Source organism: Prosthecobacter sp., from assembly GCF_020439865.1.
Classification (GTDB): domain Bacteria; phylum Verrucomicrobiota; class Verrucomicrobiia; order Verrucomicrobiales; family Verrucomicrobiaceae; genus Prosthecobacter.
The window spans coordinates 1-12,718 of sequence record NZ_JAGRPF010000005.1; the positions used below are offsets into that span (position 1 = coordinate 1).

Below are 12,718 nucleotides of genomic sequence, written 5' to 3' on the forward strand. Positions count from 1 at the left end.
CGTGTCCAGATTTCCCGTGCCGCCGTAGGTCGCCGTAATCACGTTCCCGCCGCTCATCGTCGCGTAGGTGCCGCTGTTGTCCCCGCCCGCTCCCTGGATCACCGCCCAGGTGCCGATGATGCCGTTGAGCAGCCCTGGAGCACTCGTGAAGCTGATGATCTCGTTGGTCGCACCGCCGATGTCCGAGGTGATGCCCTTAAAGGTGATGGTGGCATTGTTGCTGCGCGCGAGGGATGCAAACGTCATTGTCGTGATGCCGGCCAGCGCATCGTCGATCACAATCCCGGCGTTGCCGCTGTTGATCGTCAGCGCCCCACCGCTGGTTCCCGCGCTCGTTGCATTGCCGTTGAGCCGGAGTGTACCATTGCTGACCGTGAAGACTCCCGTGCCGAAAGGACTGCCGCTGGTGCCCTGCGCCATCCCTATCAGCGTCCCGCTGCTTACCGTGGTCCCGCCCGCGTAAGTATTGCCAGTGCCAGCGCCAGGGCCGTTGAGGATAACCGTGCCATTGCCGACTTTGTTGATGCCTGACGCGCCGCTAATCGTGCCGCTAAAGGTCACATCTCCGCCAGCGATCGCCGTGAGGTTCAAACCACGGGTGGAGAGATTGATGTTCCCGCTGAAGAGCTTCGACCCGGCGTCCAGTCCGCCCAGCGTCTGCGTGCCACCCGTCGCAGTATTAATGAAGTTGCGGCTGATCGTGCGTGTTCCCGATGCAAGGATCTGCGAGAACGCATTGCCGCCACGGAAGGTCACGTCGCTGCTGCCAGTGCCCAGCGCGTTGTCATGGCCCAGCACCAGATAGCCGTTGGAGACCAGCGTGCTGCCAGCGTAGGTGTTGTTGCCGTTGAGCACCAGCGTTCCCTGCTCGGATTTTTCCAACGCATTGGCCGCCGCTCCCGCCACAACCCCCGTGAGCGTCGTGAGTGCCCCGCGCGTGCGAAACACAATGCTGCGGTTGAGGTTGGTCGTGCCAAGCACTTCAAACTGATAGCCGTTAAAGCCGTCAAAGTAGATCGCGCTGTTTCCCCCGCCGTCGGTGGCATGTGTGCCGGCGTGACCGATGGTGAAGCTGCCGTCGAGCTGTATGATGTTGTTGGAGGAGGAGCCATCATAGGAGCCCACGGTGATCACACGGGTGGAATTGGTGTCTCCACCGCTGGTGACGATGTTATTCTGGAAGGCAAACGGACCGCTGCCGTCCATGCGAAACTCCAGATCCGAGCGCCGGCTTCCATTGGTGTTCATTTCAATGTTTGACCCCGTGTTACCAGCGGCTCCAAGATTGGCCAAAACCAAGCGCCCCTGCTGAACGTAGGTCGTACCGTTGTAAGTGTTGTCGGCTCTCAAAATCAAGGCCCCACCCTGGCGCTTCTGGAGATTGACGACCCCTGAGCCGGTCTGACTGACCACACCGTTCAAAGTCAACAGACCGATGCCGGATTGGAAGCTGTTGTCAGATCCGATGTCAAAGAAGGCGTTGCGCGCGGTGGTTCCGTTCAGCAGCTGTGTGGTGCCGTTGAAAACCGTGTTGATGTAAGTGGTGCCGGCGCTGCCCAAAATGAACGCACGGTCTGCGGTGTCCATGAGCATGGTCAGATTGTCGAGTGCGAGGTTGCCAAAGGAACCACCGCCAAGAGCCCATGGGCGAAGGCTGCCGTTACCGAAGCGAACGTCGAGGTCACGAGCGGCGTACTGAGTGTCCGTCTGGCCAAAGTTGGCCAAGGCCGCGTTCAGCACAGGACGAAGTTCGCCGCCACGGAACAGAACGGTGTTGTCAGCAGCATTGAGCGCACCGTTTTGCCCGGCAATAAGGAGACCGCCCGCGCCCAGCAATGTACCATAGGTCACCGAGGTGCCAATCGTTGTGGTGAGCGTGCCGGTGTAGTTCTGCGCCTGAGGGATGTACACCACCCCCCCGATATTTGTCCGACCAGTCTCATCTTCTGCACCCACAATCAGCGGCGCTGCGGCATTGAGCACGTTCGAGAGGGCAAGAGTAAGGGTGCCACTGCCGGTGCCGAGACGGAAAGCCTCCACACTGCCAGTCTTGGTTCGGCCCGTGGTGCTGAGCGTTGTGCCGGTGTAGACGCCGTTTCCGGTGTCTGCCCCAAACCAGACCTGCACATCGGGAGCCACCGCTTTGATCAGCCCTGGAAGATCCGTTTGAAAGTCATTGTTGCCACTGATCTGCACGGCAATACGGTTGCGACGGTCATTACCGGTCTGCTGGTTCGCAATGAGCACACTGTAAGGTCCGGTCTGCGCGATGCCTCCATTGTTGATAAGGCTGCTGAAGGTAATGCCCTCCCCCGTTCCGTAACCCGCGCCGAAGGCGATGGCGGCAGCGTTGTTATCATCCGCGTTTTGCATCATGATCATCTGGTTGGACCCGACATTGGCAGGGCCGTCGAGCTTCAAACGTGAAGATGCGCCAATGAGGATGTCATTGCCCATGACATTGGCACCCGCCGTGCCGTTCCCTCGCAGCCAAAGCTCGCCTTCCTGGATAAGCGTGGCGCCTTGATACGACTTTGCACTGTCGAACATCAAAACCCCGCCCCCACGTTTGACGATGCCACCATTCAAAACGTCACCCGATATGGTGCCGATGACTTGACGGTTGCCGCCAGAGGCATTGCCATCCAGACGGATGTAACGCTGCTCTCCGCCAAGATCGAGGTTATTGACCAAAGTCACCACATGCGTGGCATTACCACCGTTGAGAGTGAAGATTCCAGGATTAAAGTAGGCGCTGCCCCACACAATGGTGTCTCCAGCGCCGCCAAAATTGACATCAATCGGCGCACCATAAGCGGAGAAACCCGTGCTGCCGCCCCCCGCACCACCACCACCGGTGATCTGCACCTGGCCCGCTCCGGAGCCGAGCGCACGTGTAAAGTTCGTATCCGTTTCGTAGGCTGACTGCGTGTTTGGTCCGCCAGACATGTTGAAGTTGCCGGAACCAAGCGCGACGCGATTGGATCCGATCACGTCCCTGAACATGCCCTCGTTAAGATAGGTTGTGCCAGTGTAGGTGTTGGCACCGAAAAAGGAAGTCGTGCCACCACCATTCTTGACGAGCGAGACCGCATTGGCGCCGTTGTTGGCAATGACCGAGGAAATCACATTGGAGCTCCAGGCGATGTCGTAGAGTTCGTAATTGCTGCCCGCCCCTGCCGTGATGGTGGGAACGGAGATCGTGTGCGTGGCCAGACTGGTCAAGATGCCTCCGGAATCGATCTCCAGCACGGTGCCGGCATTGCCGCTGAGCACACGTCCTGTGCTGCTCTGCATGTTCAACGACTGGATCGTCCGGCTTCCCGTGAGATTGACGTTCCCGCTGGTGATTTTGACGTTGTCCGTCCCCACCCAGCCCGTTTCCGCCTGATCAACCTTGTAATCTCCGGCCACCAACGGAGTGTAGCCGAAGCCGCCAAGGCCAACGGTGTTATACTTCAAAAACTCCGGATTGGCCGTACCACCCGAAGAGTAGGCCCAGCCGCCGATGAAGGGCACGTTCACACCGCCAGTTTCCAACGCGGTGTTGATAATCTGATGCTTGGCCGAGGTGCCCAACGCCGCGCCCACAAGGCTGTCCACCATCATCTCGAGTGTCGTGCCTTGATTCGGCTTCAAGATGTTGGCCAAGGTGAGAGTAATGCTGCCTGTATCTGCAGAACGATAACCAATGCGATTGGCACCGCTCAACAGAGTCGCCGTGCCCAGCGTCTGAGAAACAGCGTAGTCGAACAGGCTGTTGCCTGTGGTGAAGCCCGAATTCTCAATGTAAATCTGGCTGGCCATCATGCTGATGGGAGCCGTGGTTGAGAAGCGGCTGTCCGGCTTGTCCGAACCAGTGGGAGCGCCCGCCCCTTGTCCATAAACAATGCGCAGCCAGGAGTTCCTCAGGTTCAGGGCGGAGATGTTAGCATAGGGATTCGTGTTGGCCGCCTGGCTGCCAACACCCGTGTCCGCACGGATGTCCCCCAGCAACGATGTGAGGGTGCCGGTGAAATTGTTCTGTGACGAGATGCTTCCCAAACGAGCTCCACTAACGCCGTAGTGAATGATTTCTCCTGATCCCACGACAGGTCCGCTCAGGGAAACAAATCCCGCGCCACCAAAACGCAGTTCATTGTTGTTGGTGATCAGCGACCCGGTGAGCGTGAAGGTACCGTAGTCCGATTGAATTCGAGCCGCGTCCAGCATCGTGACCGTGCCAGTTACCTGGCTAGACTCACGCCCCAGAATGTCACGCAGCGCACCGAGGTTGCGGAAGCCTTGACCCGAAATGAACAGCGGTTCCGAATTCAGACTGGTGCCGCCGGTCGTATCGCCCGCTGTGTTGGAAGCATCATTGTTGATGACCAAAGTGGCGCCATTGTTCACCACCGTGCCCTGTGCATAATTGGACGGTCCCAGCACAGCGAGGTCGTTTCCGGCCGGAGACACCATGGTCATGCCACCGTTAAGCACTGTAAGTCCGGTGAAGTTGTTGGCGCGGCGCAGGATCAGCGTGCCATCACCATTTTTGGTGAAGCCGTTCACACCATCGACAATGCCATCAAGCACCAGCACGCCCTCGTTCAAATTCAAAGCGAGCTGATTCTGTAGTCCAATGTTGGCCTGAAGGAACAGAGTGCCCGAACCGGTCTTGTTGATAACCGCAGTGCCACCGTTGTTGAAACTGATCGTCCCGCCTACGCCGCTGGTCAGAACAATGCTGGAGCCTCCCGAGGTGTCACCAACGTTCAAAGTGCCCAACGTGAGAGTGTCATTCAGGCTGATGAACTGTGTCCCGAGGAAGTCCAGATTCAGAGTGGCGGTATCTCCGATGCCAGTTCCAGGAATCAGCCCTCCATTCCAGTTCGCAAAGTCTTGCCAGGTGAGCGTTCCACCGCTGGTCTCAATCCAGATACCAGTGGCCGCTTTAGCATAGGGTCCTGGAAGCCAGACAGCCATGAGGCATGTCATAAACCAGCCGAGGAGTTTGCGATGTTGACGTAATGTTTTCATAAAACTTTTAGCGACTAAATTTGTTCAGGCTCACAGAGCGCATTCCAACTTGCGTGCCCCTCTGGCACTCGGTTCATCGGACCTCAAAGCGATGAGCTCAAAATCCAACCTCGCGCGTTCCAACTCGTTCAATCCGAATGGAATCAGGAACCAAAATTGCGCGGATAACGACCGCCTGAAAACACAGCTCATCCAGCTCATCAAAGTGATGGAGAAAATCATGGGTTGGTTGAAGATGACGCTGGTGGGTTGGGAGACGGTGGAACTTGCTTACAATAAGCCTCGTGAGGCCTATTTTCGGTTATGAACTAATTGCTTATTTAGAGCTAACTGAACGGTTCAGGACTACAGGATTATGGCTTGCTGTTATATAAAATTTCACAACCCTGACGTTAAAGCTTTTCTTTATCTTTACTAAAACCCAACCGTCCCCGGCGCTCGTCTGACTGCTTTTTCAGGAACCACGAAGCGCATCTTGTGCGTGGTTCGTCGCAGTCCGCACCGCATCACCAGTTGCGAGTTCGGCCCGGCTCAACACTTTCGACTTCATGTCGCGCATTCCGGAAGAAACCATCCAGCAGGTGATTGCCGCCACGGATATCGTGGCGCTGGTGGGGCGTTCGGTGAAACTGCGCAAGGCGGGCACAAACTATCTCGGGCTCTGCCCGTTTCACAATGAACGGACGCCGTCCTTCAACGTCAGCCCATCGCGGGGCACCTACCACTGTTTTGGCTGCGGCGCCGGTGGCTCGGCGATCCGCTTCGTCATGGAGCACGACGGCATGTCGTTTGTGGAGGCCGTGAAGCGCCTTGCCGACGCGGCTGGCATTCGTGTCGAAGAAGAGGTCTGGGATGCGAATGCCGAGGCGGAGGCCAAACAGCGCTCTCTGCTGCTGCGGGCCAATCGCGAGGCCGCCGAGTGGTTTCACCTGCTTCTGATGAAGCACAAACTGGCCGCACCCGCGCGCGAGTATCTCAAATCCCGCGGTATCAGCGCGGAGATGGCGAAACGCTGGCAAATGGGCTACGCGCCGCAGAGCACGACCTTCTACCGCGAGTGGATGGCGCAGCAGAAACTCCCTGAACGCGTCATGGTGGAGGCGGGCATTTTCATTCAGCCCACCGAGGACGAGAATGGCCAGTTCAGCCGACCCTACGCCCGCTGGCGGCATCGCCTCATGTTTCCCGTGCGGAACGACAACGGCGACGTGATCGCCTTCAGCGGCCGCATTCTCGACAAGGACCAGAAAGGCGGCAAATACGTCAATTCGCCGGAAACGCCGGTCTTCACGAAGAGCCGGGTGCTGTTTGGCTTCGACAAATCGAAGCGATTCATCTCCAAGGCCGATCAGGCAATCATCTGCGAAGGGCAGATCGACATGATCATGGTCTTCGAGGCAGGACTGCAGAACGTCGTGGCCGGACAGGGCACTGCTTTCACAGAGTTGCACGCCAAGATGCTCAAGCGCGTCTGCAACGAGGTCGTGCTGTGTTACGACAGCGACAATGCCGGACGCGAGGCGACGGAGAAAGCTTTCCGCACCTTGTCGCCTCAAGGAATCAGCGTCCGTGTTGCTGAACTGCCGCAGGGTGAGGACCCCGACTCGCTCATCCGCAAGCAGGGTTCCGACGCGTTGCGCGCCATCGTGGCTGATGCACACGAGTTTTTAGAGCATCAAATCCGTCATCTCCGCGCCAGCTCAAAGAGCAACAGCACAGTCGAACGTGTCCGCATGGCGGAGCAGGTGGCCGGTGCGATCGGCATCTTCAACGGCGTCGCCCAGCGTGTCGCAGCGGTGAACAAGGTGGCCAAGTTGCTCGAGATTTCCGAGGAACAGCTCAACGCGATGGTGAAAAAGGCCGCATTGGAACAAAAAACTGACAGCAAGCAGCCTGGCGCAAAAGATTCGGCTTCTAATCCGGCCGATGAGGCAAAAAAACTGCTCGCATCCCAGCACACGACCGCTTTGCAGCTCTGTCAGATGGCCCTGAGCAACTCCGAGGTTCTGCACTGGCTTAGGGAGGCCGATTGCGAGGACATGCTGCGCGAGGTGCCCGGCACGGAGTTGCTGGCGCTGCTGGCGCGCAGTCGCTACAACCCGCTCGATGAAACTTCACAGCTCGTCTTTATGTCAGGTTTGGAACGGTATGAGGAGGCCGCGTTCGCGCAGTTGCAGGCACGCGCGGGCCTGCCAGGCGGACTGGTTGAAGCTCAGCAGTTGCTTTACGTGCTGGAAATCGTGCGCCTGCAGAACCTGATCCAAGGAACACGGGCAAAACTACGCCAGCCTGGACAGTCATTCGATCAACTGGACGAGTTGCAGCGCAAGGAACGAGAACTCAGCGCTGTCCTCAAAGAATGCCTTGACCGTGCCAAACCCGCCCCGAATAGTTTCTCTCCCTGACCGACGCAATTCCCGGACCCCCACCGAGGTAAGTATGGCCGTCTCTAAAAAACAACCCAACGGATCCCATTCTCGCAACGCAGCCGGACAGGCGGGCGCATTATCACCTGCCGAAAGTGCAGATGCACCGGTCAAGCGTGGACGTGGCAGACCGCGCATTCATCCGCCCAAAGAGAAAGCCGCCGTGCCCCTCGGCCCTGACGGCCAGCCGCTCAAACGCCGCCGTGGCCGACCGCCGAAAAATGGCTACGCGGGCGGCATCACGCAGTTCGCCAACACCACGCACGACGACATCCACTCTCCCGACGTTCAGGCGCGTCTGCGTGACCTCATCCGCACCGCGCGCGAACAGGATCACCTGACGTGGGACGACATCAACGAAGCGCTCCCGGCAGGCTTTGTCACCCCGGACCTGATGGACGCCCTGATCACACGCCTGCGGGCGATGGAGATCAAAATCAGCGACGATGTGGACGGCATGGTCGCATCACGTTCCGCTGCACGGGAACGGGCTGCGGAACGCGACTCCTCCTCAGCCAAGCTGGATGTTTTTGACGACCCCGTCCGCATGTACCTGCGTCAGATGGGGCAGGTGCCGTTGCTCACCCGCGAGCAGGAGATTCACATCTCCAAGCGCATCGAGAAAGCGGACCTCAGCATGCGCCAGTGCCTGCACACCATCGGCTTCATCGGTCAGGCCTATCTCCAGTTCGCCGAGGCGCTGAGCAACGGAGTCGAACGCTTCGACCGACTCGTAAGTGATCGCAAGGCCGACGAGCGCGACGCCTATTTTAAGAAACTCAAACCGCTGCTCGACCAGGCCCGCGAGATTCATGAAAAGACCAGCAAGGCGTTCACAGCCCTGGTCAACGCAGGCCCGCGCAAACGGGCCGCCTGCCAGGAAGAATTTGAGACCCTGCGGGCGTCATTCTTCCGTACGTGCGAGAAGTTCTACTTCAAATCAAAGATCACCGAGGACTTCGTCACTCTCCTGCAGGAGCGTTTGACGGAACTCACGGCTCTCGAGCGCAATCTCAAGGAACACCCGCGCAGCGAAGCCCCAAAGGAGGCGATTCGTGCATTTGAGCAGGAGTCATGGATGACGGCGGGAGAGTATCGCACGCTCATCACCGACACGCTCAAGCATGTGGCAGGGTCCACCAAGGCGAAGACCGAAATGATCGAGGCAAACCTGCGCCTCGTCATTTCTATCGCGAAGAAGTACACCAACCGCGGCCTCTCTTTCTTGGATCTGATCCAGGAGGGAAACATGGGGCTCATGCGTGCAGTCGAGAAGTTTGAGTATCAGCGCGGCTACAAGTTCAGCACCTACGCCACCTGGTGGATCCGTCAGGCCATCACCCGCAGCATTGCGGATCAGGCACGCACCATCCGCATCCCGGTGCACATGATCGAAACGATCAACAAGCTCATGCGCGTGCACAAGCAGCTGCTGCAGGAGCTGGGTCGTGATCCGACACCGGAAGAAATCTCCGAGGAGATTCATCTTCCTGTGGAACGCGTCAACGCGGTGCTGCGACTCTCGCAGCAGCCCGTTTCAATGCAGGCCAAGGTTGGCGAAAGCGAAGGCGACACCGAGTTCGGCGATTTCATCGAAGACAAGGAGGCGAGCAATCCGATGGAGCTCACCGCCATGCATCTCCTGCGCGACAAACTGCGCGACGTGCTCGACACCCTCAATCCTCGCGAACGCGAAGTCTTGGAGCAGCGCTTCGGACTCTCAGACGGCGCCGGCCGCACACTTGAAGAGGTCGGTAAGCAGTTCCAGGTCACCCGCGAGCGTATCCGTCAGATCGAGGCCAAGGCACTGCGTAAACTCCGTCACCCGACGCGCATTCGAAAGCTTGGTGGGTTCTTTGGTGCGGGTTGATCACCAGCACGCTCCTGCATCGCGCCGGCCTTCGACGCTGTGAAGGTAAAGATAGCCTTCGACACGCCCCCCTTCGAGATCGAGCAGGACACGCTCGTATTCACCGCCTTCAACGTCTTCCAGCACGTCCAGCCGGCTCAGTCCGGCCTCATCGACTTCCCAGATCTCTCCTTCGATCGCGAGTCCGTTGTCATCCTGGACCAATCCCGGATAGCCGCCCAGATCGAACATCCGATACCGCGGCAGCGTGCATGCCTTGCTGATAAACCGCTGTCCCGCGAGCCAGTGATGATTCTCCCCTCCACGCTTCAGCGTGCCATACACAAAAACTCGCGTCATTTCAGCTCATCCTCCCGGTCATTCAACCACATGGTCAGAGCATAGCGCTTCGCACGCAGCTCTTCCGCGCGTTGCAGCATCGACGTGGTCATCTCCATCGTAATCACCACGTCTTTGGCCAGGGCCGAAGCCCAGCGGCTCCAGAAATCATCCTCCAGCATCACCTGCTGCACGCTGCCCTGATGCAGCAGCCCAAGCTTTCCCCGCCGCTGCCCCGCGCCGGCGACCTTCACCTTTCCGCGCACCACATCGTGCATCGCCGGAGCCACGAAACAAAAGGGCGCCTCGATCAGATCCTCCGGTCCGGCGAGCCTGCTGCCATCATCCAGCGCCGAAGCCAGCGACGCATGAATCAGCCGGTAACTGTCCAGCGGATTGGTCTGTGACCAAGGATGGCACGCCGGAACGATCACCGAATAGGTGAAATCGTTGTCGTGCAGCACGACGCCACCGCCCGTCCAACGCCTCATCACGGGCCATCCCGGCAGGGCGTCAGCCAGTTTGGAAAGATTCTGCGCATAGCCGATGGTCACCGTCGGTTCTGTCCAGCGATACACGCGCAGCACCGGCACATCACCCAGTTCCAGCCACGCCTGGTCGGCGGCCATGTTCCATGCGCCGTCATGCGGAGCGGCATCAAGATGAAGAATGAGTTGGTCGAAGAGGGCCACGCCCCATCATGGCGCGAGTTTTTAGACTTGCAGCCGGGAGATGAAACCCGTTCAATGGTTTGAATTCAAGCCGCCTGCGATGTCCGCCTCGATCACCGAACTCCAATCTCACCTCAGCGCTCACCCTGAGGACTGGGAGTCACGTCTCACGCTCGCGGATGCTTTGATCGCCGACGGCAAAACCGACATGGCGGCGATGATCGTATCGCTGGCCCCAAAGGCACCGGAGACACCCGACCATCTGGTGCGCGCGGGCTATCACCTGCTGCCGATCCATCCGGCGGATGCACTGAACTATGCCATGCGGGCCATGATGGCCAACGAGATGGATGCCGAAGCCGCCCTGCTCGCCTCCCAGGCCTGTTGCGCCATGGGAGACGCGAACGAAGCGGAGAAACACTACCTCGTTGCCACCGAACTCGACCCATCGCTCGAAGCACGTGCGGTGGAATTGAAAGAATGGATCGCTGGAAACACCACCAGTTTTACCACCAAGGAGACGGTGCCCATCAAGCTTCAGGTTCTCCGCCGCGAAGGTTCCCTTCCAGCGCCCGACAGCATCATGGAAGTATCCGTGGTCGCCGATGATGATGCCGATGAAGCAGCCCCCGTCGCCGTCGTGGCCCCTGCTCCGGATGCTGCCCTGCCCGCCCCCAGTGGCTTGATGATGCCGGCACCTGACGCCGCAGTGGAGCCGGTTTTGACCGCCAGCGTTTCAGATCAGGATGCGGACATCCTCGATGCGCGGCCCAAGCAACGCCGTCTTCTCGGTCCCAAACTCGCCGCCGCAGCAGCAGCCCTCATGGTGCATCTGGGCCTGTTCCTCCTCCTCGGCGTCATCATGATCGTGCTGCCGGAACCTCCTTCGGCTGAAATCACCGCCACGTCCGCCGTCGAGCAGGAGCAGGAGAAGCCGGAAACGAAAAAGATCGTCGTCCCCCAGCCCACACCGGCCACCGCAGCCGTCGCCCGCCCCACGACCTCGGCAATGACCGCCGCAGGTGTCTCGGCCATTTCGCTGCCGGATTTTGATTTCAAAGCACCCGCCGAAGCCGTCGCCGAAGTCGCCACCACCGACCTGGGTTCGAGCTTCTCCATGGCCTTCCAGCCAAAGGGCACGGTGCAGGTCAATTTCTTCGGCATCAAATCGAAGGGCCGTCGCATCGCCTTCCTCATCGAAGCAGAGCGCTACATGCTCACCGATCCAAAGGGCGGCATCCCCGCCTATCAGATCGTCAAAGAAGAAATCGCCAGCATGATCGGCAAGTTCGGCGTCAGCACGTCCTTCAACGTGCTCATGTTCGACCACTTCCACCTCTCCGCCTTCAGCGAAAAGCTCGTGCCCGGCACCACGGCCAACGTGGACAAGGTGCGCGACTGGCTCTACCCCGTGAACCGAGAGTTCGAAAAAATCGGCCTCGCTGCCATCAATTATCCACGGCTCAAGGCGGCTCAGGAGATCGAACCTGTCCGCAACCGTCTGCTGCAGGGCTACATGCTCGCCATTCAGTATGCGCTCGAAAGCGATGTGGACACCGTCTTCATCATCACCAGCGGCTGGCGTCACATGGCGCGCTACGAGACCAAGGAGGAACTCGCTGCTTATCTCAAAGAGATGCGCTGGACCGAGAAAAACGAGAAGGAATGGCAGGAGGCCGTCGTCAAGGCCACCGCCTGGCTCAAAGAGGAAAACGAGAAACGCAAAGCCAAGGGCATCCCGCAGCGCGTCATCCGCAGCATCCATGAAATCGTCGGCGAACTGAACATCAACGTCCGCCACAAGCCCGGCCCGAACATCGACGCCGACGAGCGCGAGAAGCAGATCCTCAACGCCATCCGCATCATCTATTCCAGCCAGGGCAAGACCAAGCCGCAGATCAACTTCGTCCTCTTCGTCGGCAAGGACGAAAAGAACATCCCGATGAAGGATCACTTCGAAAATATCGCCTCCCGAGCCCGCGGCGGCAAAGTCCGCGTGCTCGAAGGCTTGGGCGCGCTCAAGAACGTCACGGGCCGGAAGTAGCCCCCCCCAATCACATCAAGGAGTGACGCCAGGATGGCATTGCCCCTGGGTCACCGCCGCAGCGCATGAATCAACTCGTCAAGCTTGTCGGCGAATCGCTGCATCTCCATCTAAGTCGGTGGATCTTGGCGTCGCACACGCCGGCGAAGAAAAGAGCGAAAAATATGAACCAACAGTTGCAGCGACTGGACCGCAAACGTGTGCTGCCAGAGGCATCTGAGATCAGCATGAGTACTGTCAAGCATTTGCACCCTTCTCTGAAAAAGTGCGTCAAGGACAAGTTTGAGCGCAGCATGGCGATGCTGTGATCACACTTCTCTGCGGGGCGGGCATGTTTCAGCCCCCTGCCATTGCGACGAAATCAGATCCC

At 58.9% G+C, this 12,718-nt stretch carries 8 protein-coding genes; 5 read left to right on the forward strand and 3 right to left on the reverse strand.

The genetic code is table 11. The features are described 5' to 3' along the window. A partial coding sequence (locus KDL09_RS00245; protein WP_294380120.1) for an autotransporter-associated beta strand repeat-containing protein occupies positions 1–4,965 on the reverse strand: 4,965 nt, incomplete at its 3' end. 145 nt (positions 4,966–5,110) lie between these two features. On the opposite strand from KDL09_RS00245, the gene KDL09_RS00250 reads away from it, so the two are divergent. The 3 genes from KDL09_RS00250 (at position 5,111) to rpoD (ending at position 9,315) form a co-directional block, all read left to right on the forward strand. Beyond that, on the forward strand, positions 5,111–5,326 hold the full coding sequence (locus KDL09_RS00250) for a hypothetical protein (RefSeq protein ID WP_294380122.1): 216 nt from the start codon (positions 5,111–5,113) through the stop codon (positions 5,324–5,326). Positions 5,327–5,567: 241 nt separating this feature from the next. After that, positions 5,568–7,424 carry a DNA primase gene (dnaG, locus tag KDL09_RS00255; protein ID WP_294380124.1) on the forward strand — a complete coding sequence of 619 codons (1,857 nt, stop codon included), beginning with the start codon at positions 5,568–5,570 and terminating at the stop codon, positions 7,422–7,424. Positions 7,425–7,608: 184 nt separating this feature from the next. Then, positions 7,609–9,315 (forward strand): RNA polymerase sigma factor RpoD, encoded by a 1,707-nt coding sequence (gene rpoD, locus KDL09_RS00260; protein WP_294380126.1) that lies wholly within the window; start codon positions 7,609–7,611, stop codon positions 9,313–9,315. Here rpoD and KDL09_RS00265 read toward each other — a convergent pair whose 3' ends face one another. Both KDL09_RS00265 and KDL09_RS00270 read right to left on the reverse strand, forming a co-directional pair. Continuing rightward, positions 9,316–9,654: a gamma-glutamylcyclotransferase family protein gene (locus KDL09_RS00265; protein ID WP_294380128.1), complete on the reverse strand. Its 339-nt coding sequence runs from the start codon at positions 9,652–9,654 to the stop codon at positions 9,316–9,318. Further along, the gene (locus KDL09_RS00270) at positions 9,651–10,325 is read right to left on the reverse strand and encodes a hypothetical protein (protein WP_294380130.1); all 675 of its coding nucleotides are present in this window, start codon (positions 10,323–10,325) and stop codon (positions 9,651–9,653) included. Before KDL09_RS00270 ends, KDL09_RS00265 begins: the two co-directional genes overlap by 4 nt. A gap of 40 nt (positions 10,326–10,365) precedes the next feature. Between KDL09_RS00270 and KDL09_RS00275 the strand changes: the two genes are divergently transcribed. After that, positions 10,366–12,348, forward strand: a complete 1,983-nt coding sequence (locus tag KDL09_RS00275; protein WP_294380132.1) for a hypothetical protein — start codon at positions 10,366–10,368, stop codon at positions 12,346–12,348. Between the two features lie 65 nt (positions 12,349–12,413). Continuing rightward, positions 12,414–12,656, forward strand: coding sequence for a hypothetical protein (locus KDL09_RS00280; RefSeq protein ID WP_294380135.1), 243 nt, complete (start codon positions 12,414–12,416; stop codon positions 12,654–12,656). Positions 12,657–12,718: the final 62 nt, after the last annotated feature.

Bases quoted from the DNA above. Each gene is read 5' to 3' on its own strand.
- KDL09_RS00250 (WP_294380122.1), top strand. From the start codon at position 5,111: ATGAGCTCAAAATCCAACCTCGCGCGTTCCAACTCGTTCAATCCGAAT.
- dnaG (WP_294380124.1), top strand. From the start codon at position 5,568: ATGTCGCGCATTCCGGAAGAAACCATCCAGCAGGTGATTGCCGCCACG.
- KDL09_RS00265 (WP_294380128.1), bottom strand. From the start codon at position 9,654: ATGACGCGAGTTTTTGTGTATGGCACGCTGAAGCGTGGAGGGGAGAAT.
- KDL09_RS00275 (WP_294380132.1), top strand. From the start codon at position 10,366: ATGAAACCCGTTCAATGGTTTGAATTCAAGCCGCCTGCGATGTCCGCC.
- KDL09_RS00280 (WP_294380135.1), top strand. From the start codon at position 12,414: ATGAATCAACTCGTCAAGCTTGTCGGCGAATCGCTGCATCTCCATCTA.